At 66.9% G+C, this 15,492-nt stretch carries 19 protein-coding genes; 8 read left to right on the top strand and 11 right to left on the bottom strand.

The annotated features are described in order from the left end of the window. Positions 1 to 4 precede the first annotated feature (4 nt). The gene (locus WKB25_RS03535) at positions 5 to 607 is read right to left on the bottom strand and encodes a TetR/AcrR family transcriptional regulator (RefSeq protein WP_340568757.1); all 603 of its coding nucleotides are present in this window, start codon (positions 605 to 607) and stop codon (positions 5 to 7) included. Positions 608 to 616: 9 nt separating this feature from the next. Next, positions 617 to 1,213, bottom strand: a complete 597-nt coding sequence (locus tag WKB25_RS03530) for an NAD(P)H-dependent oxidoreductase (protein ID WP_340568756.1) — start codon at positions 1,211 to 1,213, stop codon at positions 617 to 619. Positions 1,214 to 1,403: 190 nt separating this feature from the next. On the opposite strand from WKB25_RS03530, the gene WKB25_RS03525 reads away from it, so the two are divergent. Beyond that, positions 1,404 to 1,808: a response regulator gene (locus tag WKB25_RS03525; protein WP_340568755.1), complete on the top strand. Its 405-nt coding sequence runs from the start codon at positions 1,404 to 1,406 to the stop codon at positions 1,806 to 1,808. Between the two features lie 11 nt (positions 1,809 to 1,819). On the opposite strand, the gene WKB25_RS03520 is transcribed toward WKB25_RS03525, so the two are convergent. Then, complete coding sequence (locus WKB25_RS03520) at positions 1,820 to 2,647, bottom strand: isocitrate lyase/phosphoenolpyruvate mutase family protein (RefSeq protein ID WP_340568848.1); 828 nt, start codon at positions 2,645 to 2,647, stop codon at positions 1,820 to 1,822. A gap of 389 nt (positions 2,648 to 3,036) precedes the next feature. Here WKB25_RS03520 and aroQ point away from each other — a divergent pair, with 389 nt between their 5' ends. From aroQ to accC, 4 genes are read left to right on the top strand one after another with little or no spacing between them, the layout of a single operon-like run. Next, positions 3,037 to 3,489, top strand: coding sequence for a type II 3-dehydroquinate dehydratase (gene aroQ / locus WKB25_RS03515; protein ID WP_340568754.1), 453 nt, complete (start codon positions 3,037 to 3,039; stop codon positions 3,487 to 3,489). After that, positions 3,486 to 3,908 (top strand): lysozyme inhibitor LprI family protein, encoded by a 423-nt coding sequence (locus tag WKB25_RS03510; RefSeq protein WP_340568753.1) that lies wholly within the window; start codon positions 3,486 to 3,488, stop codon positions 3,906 to 3,908. Before aroQ ends, WKB25_RS03510 begins: the two co-directional genes overlap by 4 nt. A 54-nt stretch (positions 3,909 to 3,962) precedes the next feature. Next, complete coding sequence (gene accB / locus WKB25_RS03505) at positions 3,963 to 4,454, top strand: acetyl-CoA carboxylase biotin carboxyl carrier protein (RefSeq protein ID WP_180165303.1); 492 nt, start codon at positions 3,963 to 3,965, stop codon at positions 4,452 to 4,454. 12 nt (positions 4,455 to 4,466) lie between these two features. Next, the gene (gene accC / locus WKB25_RS03500; RefSeq protein WP_099820474.1) at positions 4,467 to 5,834 is read left to right on the top strand and encodes an acetyl-CoA carboxylase biotin carboxylase subunit; all 1,368 of its coding nucleotides are present in this window, start codon (positions 4,467 to 4,469) and stop codon (positions 5,832 to 5,834) included. Positions 5,835 to 5,930: 96 nt separating this feature from the next. Here the strand turns inward: accC and WKB25_RS03495 are convergent, their stop codons facing one another. Together WKB25_RS03495 and WKB25_RS03490 are read right to left on the bottom strand one after the other, a co-directional pair. Continuing rightward, on the bottom strand, positions 5,931 to 6,305 hold the full coding sequence (locus tag WKB25_RS03495) for a hypothetical protein (protein ID WP_100462209.1): 375 nt from the start codon (positions 6,303 to 6,305) through the stop codon (positions 5,931 to 5,933). Beyond that, positions 6,302 to 7,267: a hypothetical protein gene (locus tag WKB25_RS03490; protein ID WP_340568752.1), complete on the bottom strand. Its 966-nt coding sequence runs from the start codon at positions 7,265 to 7,267 to the stop codon at positions 6,302 to 6,304. The genes WKB25_RS03495 and WKB25_RS03490 overlap by 4 nt, the downstream gene beginning before the upstream one ends. A gap of 150 nt (positions 7,268 to 7,417) precedes the next feature. On the opposite strand from WKB25_RS03490, the gene prmA reads away from it, so the two are divergent. The 3 genes from prmA (at position 7,418) to fis (ending at position 9,521) form a co-directional block, all read left to right on the top strand. After that, positions 7,418 to 8,338, top strand: coding sequence for a 50S ribosomal protein L11 methyltransferase (prmA, locus tag WKB25_RS03485; RefSeq protein ID WP_340568847.1), 921 nt, complete (start codon positions 7,418 to 7,420; stop codon positions 8,336 to 8,338). A gap of 42 nt (positions 8,339 to 8,380) precedes the next feature. Continuing rightward, the gene (locus WKB25_RS03480) at positions 8,381 to 9,130 is read left to right on the top strand and encodes a DUF3426 domain-containing protein (protein WP_340568751.1); all 750 of its coding nucleotides are present in this window, start codon (positions 8,381 to 8,383) and stop codon (positions 9,128 to 9,130) included. A 115-nt stretch (positions 9,131 to 9,245) separates the two neighbouring features. Next, a complete protein-coding gene (gene fis / locus WKB25_RS03475; RefSeq protein WP_006397198.1) occupies positions 9,246 to 9,521 on the top strand; it encodes a DNA-binding transcriptional regulator Fis in 276 nt (91 codons plus the stop codon). A 92-nt stretch (positions 9,522 to 9,613) separates the two neighbouring features. On the opposite strand, the gene WKB25_RS03470 is transcribed toward fis, so the two are convergent. Genes WKB25_RS03470 through WKB25_RS03445 form a run of 6 tightly spaced genes read right to left on the bottom strand, consistent with a single transcriptional unit; the run spans position 9,614 to position 15,424 of the window. After that, on the bottom strand, positions 9,614 to 10,609 hold the full coding sequence (locus WKB25_RS03470) for a phosphatidate cytidylyltransferase (RefSeq protein ID WP_340568750.1): 996 nt from the start codon (positions 10,607 to 10,609) through the stop codon (positions 9,614 to 9,616). Further along, positions 10,606 to 11,235: a lysophospholipid acyltransferase family protein gene (locus tag WKB25_RS03465; RefSeq protein ID WP_025878621.1), complete on the bottom strand. Its 630-nt coding sequence runs from the start codon at positions 11,233 to 11,235 to the stop codon at positions 10,606 to 10,608. Before WKB25_RS03465 ends, WKB25_RS03470 begins: the two co-directional genes overlap by 4 nt. A 12-nt stretch (positions 11,236 to 11,247) precedes the next feature. Then, the gene (locus tag WKB25_RS03460; protein WP_340568749.1) at positions 11,248 to 11,685 is read right to left on the bottom strand and encodes a hypothetical protein; all 438 of its coding nucleotides are present in this window, start codon (positions 11,683 to 11,685) and stop codon (positions 11,248 to 11,250) included. Further along, positions 11,682 to 13,016: a phosphatase PAP2/dual specificity phosphatase family protein gene (locus WKB25_RS03455; RefSeq protein WP_340568748.1), complete on the bottom strand. Its 1,335-nt coding sequence runs from the start codon at positions 13,014 to 13,016 to the stop codon at positions 11,682 to 11,684. The genes WKB25_RS03460 and WKB25_RS03455 overlap by 4 nt, the downstream gene beginning before the upstream one ends. Further along, positions 13,016 to 14,767 carry a bifunctional alpha/beta hydrolase/class I SAM-dependent methyltransferase gene (locus WKB25_RS03450; protein WP_340568747.1) on the bottom strand — a complete coding sequence of 584 codons (1,752 nt, stop codon included), beginning with the start codon at positions 14,765 to 14,767 and terminating at the stop codon, positions 13,016 to 13,018. Before WKB25_RS03450 ends, WKB25_RS03455 begins: the two co-directional genes overlap by 1 nt. A 39-nt stretch (positions 14,768 to 14,806) precedes the next feature. After that, positions 14,807 to 15,424 carry a CDP-alcohol phosphatidyltransferase family protein gene (locus tag WKB25_RS03445; protein WP_340568746.1) on the bottom strand — a complete coding sequence of 206 codons (618 nt, stop codon included), beginning with the start codon at positions 15,422 to 15,424 and terminating at the stop codon, positions 14,807 to 14,809. Positions 15,425 to 15,492: the final 68 nt, after the last annotated feature.

Genomic DNA, 15,492 nt, shown 5'->3' with positions numbered 1-15,492 from the left:
CCTTTCAGGCGCCGCGCTTGACGATGGCGACGATCACGCGCTCCAGCTCGGCCTCGGCAGCCGCGTGTTCCACCGCGCCGACCGAAACGGCTTCAGACAGGGTTTCGGCGGCACCGAGGATGGCCCACAGGCCGGAGGCCGGCACGACCCCGCCCACTGCGAACGGGCCCAGCCACTGCGCGCACTTGTCGATGAAGTCCTGCTGATAGCAACGGCGTACCGCCCGCAGTTCCGGCGATCCCGCCAGCGCAGCGAGGATGTCCTGGATCTCGCTGCCCTGTGACAGCACGCAATCGATATAGCCGGATGCGATGGCATGCGCGCGATCCTTCAGCCGCGCCTTCGCACTGCCGATGCGCTCGTCGAAGACCGCGGTCTGCTTGTGGTCATAGTCGGCATAGAGCGCGGCCAGCAGGCCGTTGCGGGTTTCGAAGTGATCATAGGCCAGCGGCTTGGTGACACCGGCAGCCTCGGCCAGGCGGGCCAGGGTCAGCGCATCGGTGCCCTCATCGCCGACCAGCGCCCACGCCACGTCCAGCAGCTGGCGGGCGCGCTGTTCACGGGTCAGGCGGCGACGGGGCTCGGGCGCGGCAGGTCTGGAAGGCAAAGGAGATCGTCAGGGCGCGGGGGTTCCGATCTTACGTCCGATGTTCACTGCCGTCTGCAGATGCGCTTGGGCCATGCCGCTGTCGGCATCCAGCAGCAACGTGGATGACAGCACCGGCGCTCCGCAGTAATCGAAGATGCCCTGGTCGATCTGGGTCTTCATCGCCTCGCCATAGCCACGCCGGTCGATCATCTGCTGGCCGGCGCCGCCCAGCCCCACCAGATGCACCTGCAGCCGCTGCAGCTTCTTTTCCACCTTGCCATCGGCGCCTTCGTCATAGGCCCAGCCCTGGGTGAAGACGCGATCGATCCAGCCCTTCAGCAGCGCCGGGAACGACCACCAGTAGAGCGGGTAGACCAGCACGAGCGTGTCGGCCGCATCCAGCCGCGCGTGCTCGGCGGCGACATCGGCCGGCAGCGTGGTGGTCCTGCGGAAGAACGCATGGTCCTGCGCATTGAAGCGTGGATCGAAGCCTTCCGCCATCAGATCCACGGTGGTGACCGTGTTGCCGGCATCGGCGTTGACGATCGCCTCGCCGATCCGCGCGGCCACGGCATGGGTGAGCGAGGAGGGTTCAGGGTGGGCTACGACGATATGGGTATGCATGACGGGCTCTGGTAGTTCATTAGTTACCAATGGTAACTATGATTGCCACCAGCACCAGCACCATCGGTGGAATGCTGTCGCGCATCGCGGCCACGCTTGTGCACATCACAGCCACGCCGGGCTGCCATCGTCTTGATGCCTGTCAGGGGATGCTTGCCGGACCAACGCAGCATTCGCACGACATCACACCATGCAAAGCAACAATGAACGACCCGCGACGCTTCCGCGCCTGCTCCTTGTGGAAGACCAGCTCGATCTGGCCGATCTGATGGAACAGGCCCTGACCGACGAAGGCAATGAGATCGCCCACGCCAACAGCGTCTTCGAGGCATTGGGCATGCTCGACAGTGGCCACTTCGATGGCGCCGTGCTGGACGTGGAACTTCGTGACGGCGTGGTGTTTCCCGTTGCCGATCGGCTGCTCGAGCTCGGCATCCCCTATCTTTTCGCTTCGGCGGTATACGACCAGCTGGTGCCAGTCAGGCATCGGCGTGCGCCGTTCCTGGCCAAGCCGTTCCATGTGCAGGGCCTGCAGCGCGCGGTACGTGAAGCGCTCGGCAGGACGGCCGCCGCCTCGCCGACGCCGCCCCACTAGTCTGCACGCACCTATGGCTTGAACAACCCATTGAGCTCGGCACCGGACGGGGTGGCCGGCAGCGCATCGAATGATCCATCGGCAAGCATCTGCCGGGAGGCGTCGAGAAAGCCGGACCACGCACTGCGGGCCAGCGCTCCGCCGACGCTGACCCGGCGCACGCCCAGACTGGCCGCCTGCTGCAGCGTCATCTGGCCGGGCGAACCGATCAGCAGGTTGACCGGCTTGCCACCGGCCGACTCCACCACGGCGCGGATCTGCTCTGCGGTCCGGATGCCTGGCGCATACAGGCAATCGGCACCCGCCTGCGCATAGGCGCGGATGCGGGCCAACGTATCGTCCAGGTCAGGCCGCCCGACGAAGAAGTTCTCCGCGCGCCCCACCAGCATCACGTCATGCCCGCTTTCATCGATGGCACGGCGCGCGGCCCTGAGCCGAGCCACGCTGTCTTCGATGCTGCGCAGTGGATGCTCCGCATCGCCGGTGGAATCCTCGATCGACAGGCCGGCCACGCCGGTGGCGATCGCCATCGACACACTCTCGTGCACCGCCTCCGGGCTGCTGCCGAAACCATCTTCGAAGTCGGCGTTCACCGGCAGATCGGTTGCCGCCACCATCGCCTGCAGGTGGGCCAGGATCTGGCTGCGCCCCATCGCCCCGTCAGGCTGCCCATGGGCCCAGGCATGGCCGGAGCTGGTGGTGGCCAGTGCCTTGGCACCCAGCCGCGCCAGCGCCACCGCACTACCCACGTCCCACGGATTGGGCAGCAGGAAGCAACCGGATGCATGAAGCGCCCTGAAAGCGGCACGGCGGTTCTGGATCGCGTCGGCATTCATCACGGACTCCTGGTTGATCGTTACGCGTTTCCGGTCCACCAACAGTGCAGTGGTCCTCTGGCAGCGCGCCGCACGGCGGTGCTGCCCGGTTCCACTGTCTTCCGCGTTGGCAGGCCCTGCAACACCGCGTTGTCCAGCGTCACCGCCACGCCAGCACTGCGCCCGGCCAGACGGGGCCACCGGGCACGGAGGTCCGTGAACGCCGGGGGGATGGCAGGCACGGGCAATTTCCACTATCTATCTATAGTCAGCCTTCCAGCACCCGGCCGCCATGCAACCACGCGGACTAAGGCATTTTTCAAACAATTGTTTTAAACACCACTAATTTCGCCGAACTGGACAGCATCCTCAGCTTCCGCCAGACTGCCGCCCTTTCCCGTCAATCGGATCCCATGGCGAAGCTGCTGGTCCTGCATGGCCCCAACCTCAACCTGCTCGGCAGCCGCGAGCCGGAGGTCTACGGCCACACCACGCTGGCGGACATCGACCAGGCGCTGGCCGCCCAGGCCGCTGCCGCAGGTCATGCGCTGGAGAGCCTGCAGTCCAACGCCGAGCACGTGCTGGTGGATCGTGTTCAGGCCGCACGCAACGACGGAACCGCCTTCATCCTGATCAACCCGGCCGCCTTCACGCATACCTCGGTTGCCTTGCGCGATGCGCTGGCGGCGGTGGCCGTGCCGTTCATCGAGATCCACCTGTCCAACCCACATACCCGCGAGCCCTTCCGCCAGCACAGCTATTTCAGCGACAAGGCGGTTGGCGTGGTGTGTGGCTTCGGTGCCGACAGCTACCGCTATGCAATGGACGCGGCATTGGCACGCGTGCAGGCTGCCGCCGCGTCATGAGCCTGTCGCGCGTCCTTGCCAGCGTTGTGCTGTGGGCCGGCCTGTGCGGCGTTGCCGCCGCGTCCGACCGTGAGGCCGAAGGCATCGACTGTGCGCATCCGACCACCACGATGGAGAGCGACCTGTGCGCCTCGGACGTGGCAGCGGCCGCCGACGTCGAACTCAATGCCGTCTACGCCCAGGCCCGCAGGCAGCTGCGCACGCCGGCCAACGGTGGCAGCTGCAGCTACTGCGGCAACGCCGAACAGGAACTGGTGCTGGCCCAGCGCGCATGGATGCAGCTGCGCGACCACGACTGCCAGGCGGTGTACGCCCTCAATTCCGACGGCACCGCGCGCAATGGCGCACAGATGCGCTGCCTGATCACCCAGACGCGCGACCGCACCCGGCAGCTGCGCGACTTCTACGAACTGCTTTGACCCGAGCGCAACGCGCTTCCCACCACACTGACATCAAAGAGCAAAGAGGCCACCATGGATCTCCGCAAAATCAAGAAGCTGATCGACCTGCTGGAAGAGTCGAACCTGGCTGAAATCGAAATCAAGGAAGGCGAAGAGTCGGTGCGCCTGTCGCGCGCTCCTGTGTCCGGCTACGGCATGATGCAGGCCCAGCCGCAGATGATGATGGCCGCCCCGGCCGTCGCCCAGCCGGCCACCCCGGCAATGCCGATGCAGTCGCCGACCGAAGCCTCCACCGGCGGCACCGCCAAGCCGGGCAACGCCCTGCCGGAAGGCCACGTACTGCGCTCGCCGATGGTCGGCACCTTCTACGCCTCGTCCGCACCGGACAAGCCGGCGTTCGTCAGCATCGGCCAGCAGGTCAAGGCCGGCGAGACCCTGGCCATCATCGAAGCGATGAAGATGTTCAACCCGATCGAAGCCGATGCGTCGGGCACCATCGTCGCCATCCTCGGCGAGAACGGCCAGCCGGTGGAATTCGACCAGCCGCTGTTCGTGATCGGCTAAGGGGCGGCTGCCATGCTCGACAAAGTCGTCATCGCCAACCGAGGGGAGATCGCGCTGCGCATCCTGCGCGCGTGCAACACCCTGGGCATCCGCACGGTGGCCGTGCACTCCACGGTCGACCGCAATCTCAAGCACGTGGCCATGGCCGATGAATCGGTCTGCATCGGTCCGGCGCCGTCGGCGGAAAGCTACCTCAACATCCCGGCGTTGATCGCCGCGGCCGAGGTCACCGACGCCCAGGCCATCCACCCGGGGTATGGCTTCCTGTCCGAGAACGCCAACTTCGCCGAGCGCGTGGAAGAGTCCGGCTTCATCTTCATCGGCCCGAAGGCAGACACCATCCGCCTGATGGGCGACAAGGTCGAAGCGATCCGCGCCATGAAGTCGGCCGGCGTGCCGTGCGTACCCGGCTCGGGCGGCCCGCTGGGCGATGACATCGTCGCCAACACCAAGATCGCCCGCGAGATCGGCTATCCGGTCATCATCAAGGCCGCCGGTGGCGGCGGTGGCCGCGGCATGCGCGTGGTGCACGCCGAAGCCTCGCTGAAGACCTCCATCGAGACCACCAAGAGCGAGGCCAAGGCCGCGTTCGGCAATGGCGAGGTCTACATGGAGAAGTTCCTGGAGAATCCGCGCCACGTGGAGATCCAGGTACTGGCCGACGGCCAGGGCAATGCCATCCATCTCGGCGAGCGTGACTGCTCGATGCAGCGTCGTCACCAGAAGGTGGTCGAGGAAGCACCGGCACCGGGCATCACCACCGAGCAGCGCGAGCAGATCGGCAAGGTGTGCGTGGAAGCCTGCATCCGCATCGGCTACCGTGGCGCCGGCACCTTCGAGTTCCTGTACGAAGACGGCCGCTTCTACTTCATCGAAATGAACACCCGCATCCAGGTGGAGCATCCGGTCACCGAAATGGTCACCGGCATCGACCTGGTCGCCGAACAGCTGAAGATCGCTGCCGGCCAGAAGCTGTCGATCAAGCAGAGCGACGTGGTGCTGAGCGGCCATGCGATCGAATGCCGCATCAACGCCGAAGACGCCGAGACCTTCGTGCCGAGCCCGGGCACCATCACCGGCTTCCACGCACCGGGTGGCCCCGGCGTGCGCGTCGATACCCACATCTACAGTGGCTACCGCGTGCCGTCGAACTACGACTCGATGATCGGCAAGCTGATCGTGCACGGTCCGGACCGCGAGACCGCCATCGCCCGCATGCGGGTGGCGCTGAGCGAGATGGTGGTCGATGGCATCAAGACCAACATTGCCCTGCAGCAGCGGATCATGCGTGACAAGGGCTTCCAGGCCGGTGGCCAGAACATCCACTATCTGGAAAAGCGCCTTGCCGAGCGCAAGAGCAAGCCGATCGCGTTGACCTGATCGGCAGCTGCTGTCGCTGCATATGAAAAGGGCGGGGATTTCCCCGCCCTCTTCTGTTTACCGTCCGGCAGCGCCGGGCATGGCCCGGCGCTACCTTCAACGCTTGTCGGCGACTTCCGCGGGAATCTGCGAGTTCGCCAAAGGACGCACGCCGTTCGGCGAGGTCGGATCGACGATCACCATGGTCTCGCTGGAGCCATCCGGCCACACCACCTGGAAGGTGCTGCCAGCCGGCAACGACGAGAACGGCACGCCACTCTGCGCGCGGTAAACGGCGGCAACCTGGCTGGCGCCTGCACGGCGCACGTCTTCCTGTGTCTTCACCGAGGTCAGCTCCACCTTCGACAGACGCCGGTAGCGGTCCTCGTAGGTGTCGATCATCAGCAGGCCCACGGCACCGGCCGAGTACGCCACGAACAACACCACCCAGAACCAGAACTTGGCCCCATGCAGGAATCGACGGTAGTTCATCGTCCGTCCCTCGTTCCAATCAATCGCTTGATCCATTCCTTCATTTTCCCCGCACCTTGCCGCGAAACCGCGGCGTCATACACAAAATCACGGAAGTCCTGCGTTCCATCCGGCGAACAGATCCCTCCATTCGCACAAAAACTGTTGACCAGCACACTGTCGGCTCCACAGGGAAGACCGAGTTCGCAGGCCGCAACCCGCCATGCCAGTTCACTGAGCTGTTCTCCGGCGACCATGCCGACGAGCGCCTTGTCGCCGGCCGCGCGCAATCCCATGCCCGGCGCGATGGCCATATAGGCTTCCGGATCGCGCGAGGTACGCACGCGCTCGACCAGGTCACGACGGTACTGCTCGTTGTCGTGCAGCGGCTCACCTTCGGCAAACAGCGCCGCTTCGGCAGCGAGGTTGCCCTGCTGGGCCGCACGACGCCGCTCGCCGAGCACCAGCGCCGGCCCCAGCTTGTCGCCGGGCACGAAGCCACCGCAGCGCTGCGCCACCCGCTCGCGCGCCTCCACCATCTCCGGTGCAGCACTCAGGCCAAGGCCGGACAGCACGCTGTTGTCCAGGCGGTAGCCACCCGGATCAACCGCGTACTGCGCGCAGTAGTCATAGACCCGGCTGAGCATCCAGCGCGCCTCATGGTTGCCCTGGTCGGCCTGCACGCGCAGGCGCTGCGCGTAGGCGTACAGATCGGTGGCACCTTCGATGTCGGCGCGGATATCCAGCGGCAGGCCCGAAGGCAGCGCGGTGCCACGTTCGAAAGCAGCCAGGCGGCGTGCCAGCGCTTCCGGCATCACCGGTGCCAGCGCCCCCTGCGCGTCGCTGGTCTGGGTAACCAGCGGCACGTCGACGCGCGCGTCCATGTCCCGTCCGTGGCCATTGGCCCGATAACCGGCCACGCCCAGCACGGCCACGGCCGGCAGGACGAGCAACCAGGTTTTCAGGGGCGGGGCGAAAGCCATCGGCAACGGTCGGTGGTACGGCGCACAGGAAAGCGTCGAGTTTAGCAAGGCCCGTGAGGGCTGTCTGAATCGGCTTCGTTCATCTCAAGGCATACGGAGACGCCGTGATGGTCTAGCATGGCTCCCTTTCCCGCGATTGCCCTCACCGCCATGCCGTTCCTGGAACTGACCCTGCGTTGCACCGAAGCCACCCAGCCCCGCTATGAGAATGCGCTGGAGGACGTCGGCGCGCTGGCGGTGACCCTGCTTGATGCCGAAGCCGACACCAGCAACGAGCAGGCCATCCTGGAACCCGGCGTGGGTGAGACTCCGCTGTGGGACACCCTGGTGCTCAGCGCGCTGTTCCCGGCCGACAGCAACGCCCTGCTGCTGCTGGCCGCGCTGGAAGCCTTCGACCCGGAGCTGGACTGGAGCAACGGCAGCTTCCGCGCCGTGGAAGACCAGGACTGGGAGCGCGCGTGGCTGGACCAGTTCCAGCCGATGGACTTCGGCAGCCGCACCTGGATCGTGCCGTGGAACCATGAGCTGCCGGAGGCCGCGCAGGCTGCCGACGCCGCCATCGTGCGCCTCGACCCGGGCCTGGCCTTCGGCTCGGGCACCCACCCGACCACCGCACTGTGCCTGCGCTGGCTGGACCAGTTGGCCGTCGATGGCCAGCTGCAGGGCCAGCGCGTACTCGATTTCGGCTGTGGCTCGGGCATTCTCGCCCTGGCCGCGCTGAAGCTCGGTGCCGCCGAGGCCATCGGCGTGGACAACGACCCGCAGGCGCTGATCGCCACCGCCGACAATGCCGAACGCAATGGCGAACAGGCACGCATGCAGGTGTACCTGCCGCAGGACGAACCGGTCGCCACCTACCCGATCGTGGTCGCCAACATCCTGGCCTCCGCGCTGGACGCACTGGCCGAACTGCTGGCCACCCGTGTCGCCAGCGGTGGCCGCATCGCCCTGTCGGGCATCCTGCATGGCCAGGAAGACGAACTGCTGCAGCGCTATGCAGCATGGTTCGAGGACCTGCAGGCCACCCAGGATGGCGACTGGATGCGCATCACCGGCATGCGCCGCGCCTGATCGTGGTTGAATGACTGCTGGATCCGAGCCCGCGCCCAGAGCATGTCCGAGCCGAACCCACCGCGTCGCCCCCTGGCCACGTTCCTGCGCACCGCGCCGGGGCGTGATGCCGCGCCTGAAGCCACGGAACCGCGCGAACCGGGGCCGAGCGATGCAGCGCCGGTGATCGACGACCTCGACCCGGCAACGGACATCGCGGCGGCAACAGAAACAGAACCGCCGCCCGCCGATGATCCAATCATCGAGCCGGCGCCCACTGCCGCATCCGGCATCGTTGCCACCGTCGCCGATGCGCCCAGCTTCCTCGGCGTGCGCCCGCGGGCGCTGCCAACGCCTCGCTGGCATTGGCTGCTGGTGGCCGCGCTGGCGCTGCTGCTGTTGCTGCAGAGCGTGCTTGCCGATCGTGCGCGGCTGGCGGCCGATGCCGGCACCCGGCCATGGATTGGCGCGCTGTGCGGCGTGCTGCGCTGCACGCTGCCCGCTTGGCGCGAGCCCACTGCGTTCACCATGACCAGCCGTGAAATCCGGCCGTTGCCGGCCCAGGCGGGCGTCCTGCAGATCCAGGCCAGCATCCGCAACGACGCGCGCTGGCCGCAGGCATGGCCTGATCTGCGCCTGTCGCTGTCCGATGCCGATGGTCGCGTGATCGGCACCGGCGTGTTCACACCGGCGCAGTATCTCGGGGAAAACCCCGGGGCAGCCCCGCTTGAACCGGGTCAAAGCGCGCGCATCGCCTTCCGCGTACAGGAGCCTGCCGCATCCACGGTCGCATTCACCTTCGAGTTCCTTTGACCTTGGTCGGACCGTCCGGCCGTGGCAGGTCGGGCACGCTCGCGCTAGACTGACCGCCATCACCTCATCCGGTCCGGCGCCCCGCGTGCATGGACCAACCAGATCGGGAACCCCCTTGAACGCTGTCCTTTCTCGTCCTGACAACAGTCGTGGCGCTGCCCGGCCACCGCTGCGCGAACACGTGGCCCAGTCCGTGCGCCGTTACCTGCGCGACCTCGATGGCTGCGATGCGGACGATGTCTACGAGATCGTGCTGCGCGAGATGGAGATTCCACTGTTCGTGGAAGTGCTCAACCACTGCGAAGGCAACCAGAGCCGCGCGGCCGCGATGCTGGGCATCCACCGTGCCACCCTGCGCAAGAAGCTGAAGGAATACGGCATCAGCGCGTAAGCGCAGCACGCCGGGCATGGCCCGGCGCTACCGGTTCCGGGGCCACCTGGTTCCAGTAGATCCACGCCATGCGTGGATGGAAGCCCGCCGAATCACCCGCCGCCGCCAGCGTTCCAGTAGTACCGCACCACATGGAAGAACACCGGCGCGGCGAAGCACACTGAATCCAGCCGATCGAGCATGCCGCCATGGCCCTCGATCATGTTGCCCCAGTCCTTGATGCCGCGGTCGCGCTTGATCGCCGACATCACCAGGCCGCCCCAGAACCCCATCAGGTTGATCAGCAGCGACAGGCCGAACGCCTGCAGCGGCGTGAACGGGGTGATCCACCAGAGCGCGGCGCCCAGCGCGCTGGCACAGAGCACGCCACCGACGAAGCCCTCCACCGTCTTCGACGGCGACAGCTTCGGCGCGATGAGGTGCTTGCCCAACAGCTTGCCCCAGATGTACTGCAGCACGTCCGACGACTGCACCACGATCACCAGGAAGGCGAACAGCAGCACGTTGCGCGCCGGATCGTAGCCTGGCACACGCAGGTTCAGCAGCAGCGGTACGTGCGAGATGCAGAACACGCAGATCATCAGGCCCCACTGCACCTTCGACGTGCGCTCCAGGTAATGGGTAGTATCACCACCGATGGTGGCCAGGATCGGCAGGAACAGGAACGCGTACACCGGGATCAACAGCGTGTACATGCCATACCAGTCGATCCACACCAGGTAGTACTGCCACGGCAGCACGATGTAGAACGCGGCCAGCAACGCGTAGTAGTCACCTGACCGTGTGGGCGCCAGGGTGATGAATTCGCGCAGTGCGAACAGCGAGATGATCGCGAACAGCACGATCACGCCGGCGCGTCCGAAGAACAGCGCCAGCCCCACCACGATGGCCATCACCCACCACGCGCGGATGCGCGAGACCAGGTTGGCGATCACCGCGCTGGGCTTGCCGCGCTGGCGCCAGCGCAGCGTCTCGGCCACCAGCGTGGCCAGCACCAGCACCGCACCCACACCGGCGAACAGCAGCCCGGTCTGCTGACCCACACTGCGTGCGGCGAGATCACCGGACACATCGATCATGAAGCTCATGCGCGGCCTCCGTTCGGGGCCAGGGCCAGCAGCGCCTGCCGGCTGCGCGCCAGGAACGCGGCCTTGTCCTCATCGGCCTGCAGCCGCAGCGGCGTACCGAAGGTCGCCGTACACAGCAGCGGCAGCGGCAGGAAACGCCCCTTCGGCATCACCCGCTTCAGGTTGTCGATCCATACCGGCACGAACTCCAGCTCCGGGCGTTGCCGGGCCAGGTGGTAGATGCCGCTCTTGAACGGCAGCAGCGGCTCATCGCCGATGTTGCGCGTGCCTTCCGGAAACAGGATCAACGAACAGCCCTCATCCACCGCGTCACGCAGCACCTGCAGCGGATCCTGATGACGGTTGCCCGCCTCGCGTTCCACCAGCACGCCATTGAATACCGCGTCGATCAGATAACGACGCAGACCATCGCGCTGCCAGTACTCGGCGGCGGCGACCGGCCGCACCTGGCGCCGCAGCGCCGGCGGCATCGACGACCAGATCAGCACGAAATCACCATGACTGGCGTGGTTGCCGTAGTAGACGCGGTGCTCGCTGGACGGCGCGCAGCCGACCCACAACGCGCGTGCACCGGTCACCACATGGATGGCCGCGCTGCAGGCGCGGGCGATCAGTTCAGCGAACATCGGCACCTCCGGTCAGGTCTGTGGCCACAGCACGGCCAGCAGCAGGGCAGCGAACTGCAGCAGCGTGGCCACGTACTGGCGCATCAGCAGGCGGCGCATGCCGGTCCAGCGCGTATCCCAGCCACGCGTCGGCGCCTGTGCGTCCAGCCTGCGCAGGCCAGCGGCGTGCAGCGCCTGGTCCACCCGCTGCGCTGCGTCTTCACCCTGCAGGCCCTCCTGCTGCAGCAGGCGCAGCAGGCTGGCGTCCAACTGCACCCGCACCGCGTAGTACGCCTGCACAACGCCTGCAACCAGGCTCAGCAGCAGCAGGCCAGCGGCGAACATCGCCAGCGCCGGTTCGATGCCCAGCAGCAACAGGGCCACCAGCAGCAAGCCCAGCGACAACGCGGCAGGCAGACGTCCCTGCCGCAGCAGCAGATGCATCATCGGCAGATCGGGCACGGCGCTCATGCAATGGACTCCTGCGCGGCAGCGGCCGCGATCACCTGTAGATGAACGTCGTGCAGCACGATGCTCGGCCGCGCGGAGCGTACGATCGCCACCGCTTCGGCCACATCGCACGCACGGCCGGTGCGCAGCAACCACGTCGCCACACTGGCCGCGCTGCGCGAATAGCCCAGCGCACAGCAGACCAGAACGGGGCCCTGGTCGCGCAGGCGTTCGATGGCGTCCGCCGCGGCACGCAGCTGCGCCGCCGTTGGCACCACCAGGTCCAGCATCGGCACGCTGGTGTACGCTGCCCCTGGCGCACGACAGGAGAGCTCGGCACAGGTGTCGACCACCCCCACCAGCGGCACCGCCAGTGCGGTAGCCGGCAGGCGACCCAGCCAGACCTCGTCGATGACCGGCATGGGCTGCGGCGCGCGCCGCGTCCACAACCGCGAGTTGATCCACGCCGCACCCAGGTACGGTGCCAGCAGCCAGCGCGCGGCCATCGTCAACCGGCCATCGGCGCGCTTCTGGAACACTGCCGTGCCCAGCCCCGCATAGGCCAACGACACCAGCAGCAACGACGCCGTCGGCCACAGCAGCCACAACGCAGCGCCACGCAGCATCACCACCGGCACCAGCAGGAGGCCGGCAGCGAGCGCATACAACGCCGCCAGCCACCAACGTTTCGGGTCACCCGTGGCCTGCCACGCGCGTAACGGCGGTGTGCCCTGCTCCGGCCACAGCCACACGCACAACCAGCCGACCAGCAGCCCGGTGGGAATGTCGATGAAGTGATGCTGGAAGGTGGTCAGCACCGAAATGCCGATCAGCAGCGCCCATACATGCAGCAGCAGCCGCCAGGCCCCGTGCAGGTATTGCGCGAACTTCACCCACAGCACGATCAGCAGCACGATGTGCAGCGACGGCGCCTGGTTGAATGGCTTGTCGAAGCCCAGCAGCACGTCGAACAACCAGCCGAACACACCGCCGATTTCCGGTCGCTCGAAACTGAAGCGCAATGGCCACAACAGGAAGCAGGCCACCGCAATCACCTGCGCACTGAGCAGGCGCAGCGCGTGCCGGTCCAGCTCCAGCCGACGCCGGCACAGGAAGAACGAGATCGCATAGAACAGGTCGATCGACCAGTACGGCACGATCGTCCAAGGCACGAACGGAATCCGTGTTTCCCAGGCGAACGCCAGCACCGGCAATTCGGCGTGGCGACCAGCCATCCAGTTGGCGAAGCCATAGCTGGCGAAGAAGAACGGACCGAGCAGGGCCAGCCACAGCAGGGCGCGCCGCCACGGGCGCGCCTCGCTGGGTGATGCGGTTGCCGCCAGTGTCGCCATCACGCGATCCGGCGTGCCAGCGATACGGTGAAGATGCCGAAGTCATCGATACGCTGGGCCACCTTCTGGAAGCCGGCCAGGCGCACCAGTTCGTCCATCTCGTGCTGGGTACGGCGGCGCATCACCCATGCCGCGCCACCACGGTGGCTGGTCAATGCACGCGCGATGAACTCCAGCTGCGGATGCCACGGCTGCCCGGTATAGGCCAGGTAACCGCCCACCGGCACGGTCGCGGCGATGCCCTGCAGCGAACGCAGCACCGCATCGTTGTCCGGGAACAGTTCGTACAGGCCGGATACCACCGCCAGCGTCGGCGCCGGGTCCACCGATGCCAGCTGTGCCGGATCGAACGCATCGCCCTGTTCGAAGCGGGCGATGTCGGCCGCGCCGAGGCGCTCGATCAAGGCCTTGCCCTGGGTCACGTTCAGATCGCTGAAATCGCGCAGCACGATGCGGTCGGCACGCTGTTCGCCCTGGCCGAGTGCTTCCAGCACGTAGCGCCCATGGCCGGCAGCCACGTCCAGCACGCGCACCGGCGCGCCCTGCCCGCGCAGTCGCTGGGCGGCGTCGCGCAGCAGTTCCTGCAGATGCTTGCCGCGCACACGGATGCCGCGCCAACCGATCGCATCCAGATAATTGCGATCGACCATCCGGCCCAGCGGGCCCTTGCCCCGCGCTTCATCACGGTAGATGTAGTCCAGCGTGCTGCCCGAGTCGAAACCGGTCTGCAGGCCCAGCGCGATGCCCTCGGACAGCGTGCCACCGAAGCGCAGTCCACCGCGCACCACGCGCCAGCGCAGGTCGGCCAGGCTGTTGCGCTCCGGCGGCCACGACAGGATCTCCGATTCTTCGAAGGTCGGGCCGTGCCGATGCGCATCGCGCCGCGACAGCTCCTGCAGCGGTTCGGCAAAGCGTGCCTGGATGAAGCTGCGCACGCGAGCCAGTGCCGGTGCACGGTCGCGCTCGCCCAGGGTGTCGTGGAAGAAGCCCGGCAGGTGCACGCGCTCCTTGATCGGGCTGGACAGGCGTTCGTAGAAACGGTCCTGCGGGCCGCGATGCACCACGAAGTCCGAGCCGGACACCAGCAACTGCACCGGCACGCTGATCGCCTGCGCGTCGGCCACGATGCGGTCGGCCGCTTCGTACAGGCCCAGCAGCACGCGCACGGAGATCGGCCGGGTGATCAGCGGATCGGTGCGGTAGCTTTCCACCCGTGCCGGGTCGTGAGTCAGCCACTGCGGCTTGACGTAGCTGTTGACGAAGAAGTTGCCGCGCAGCTTCTGCATCAGCGTCAGCCCTGCGCGTGCGAACGGCACGTACAGCTTCACCTTGAACGCAGGCGAGGCCATCACCAGTGCGCGCAGGCGCGGCGCGTAGTCGTGCACCCAGGTGGCAGCAACCACTGCACCCACGCTCTGCGCGATGACCACGATGTCCTCGATCGCGATGCCGTGCTCGGCACCGATGTGGGCGATGAAACTGTCCAGGTCGCGTACCAGCGCCGGGAACCCCGGTGCGTCGCCGCGCGTGCCGGGCGAGCGGCCATTGCCGCGCGCGTCCCACGCAAAGAAGGCCGTGTCGGGCAGGTCCAGTTCGTCGACCAGATGGGTGACCCGGCCGGAGTGTTCATGGCCGCGATGCAGCAGCACGATGGCCCTGGCCGGCGTGGTTGCCATGGTGCTCGGCCAGTACCGGTAGAACAGCGGTACCTGGTCGAAGCTGTGGAATTCCCGTTCCTGCGCCTGACGCATGCAATCTCCGTATTGGAATGGCGTGTGGTCGTATTGTGTTTACTGCGGCGAAACCGCCGATTCCTTCAATCCCCGGCGTACGCGGTTGACCATCGTCATCCCGCACAGCACCGCCATCGCAGCGGCCACGCCGCTGACCGTCATCGCACCGCCCCAGCCGAACGCCAGCAACAGACCCAGCACGCCGATCACGAACGCGCGGTCGCTCTTGCCCATCGGGCCGTCATAGCGGCGGCTGGCGCCGACCATCAGGCCCAGTACGCCGGCGTACTCGCTCAGCGCGGCGGCCCAGGCCAGCAGCCACAGTGCCTCCGCACGCACGCCCGGCACGCTGAGCAGGCTCAGGTACAGCGCCGCGTCGGCGATCACGTCGCACAACTCGTTCAGATAGGCGCCCAGCCGCGATTGCTGGCCGAACTCGCGGGCCAGCATGCCGTCGACCGCGTTGAGGGCCATGCGCAGCAGCATCCACAGCGGCAGCGCCAGATACAGCAGCGGCTGCGCGGGTGCACAGCACCACACTGCGGCAGCCACCAGCAGCGAGACCACGGCCGCAGCCACGGTCACCGCGTTGGCGGTGACGCCCATGCGGTACAGGCCGTGTACGGCCGGACGCAGCAGGTCCTGGAAACGTCCTTTCAATGCATAGATCGACACGATCTGAACCCGCTAATCCTTGGCAGTGCGGGCACAGCCTACCTGATTGCGACAGCGCCACGTATCGA

It is taken from the genome of Stenotrophomonas sp. G106K1 (genome assembly GCF_037969685.1).
Taxonomy (GTDB): Bacteria; Pseudomonadota; Gammaproteobacteria; order Xanthomonadales; family Xanthomonadaceae; genus Stenotrophomonas; species Stenotrophomonas lactitubi.
Note: the sequence above shows the minus strand (reverse complement) of the source record. Positions and strands in the feature narration are given on the sequence as shown.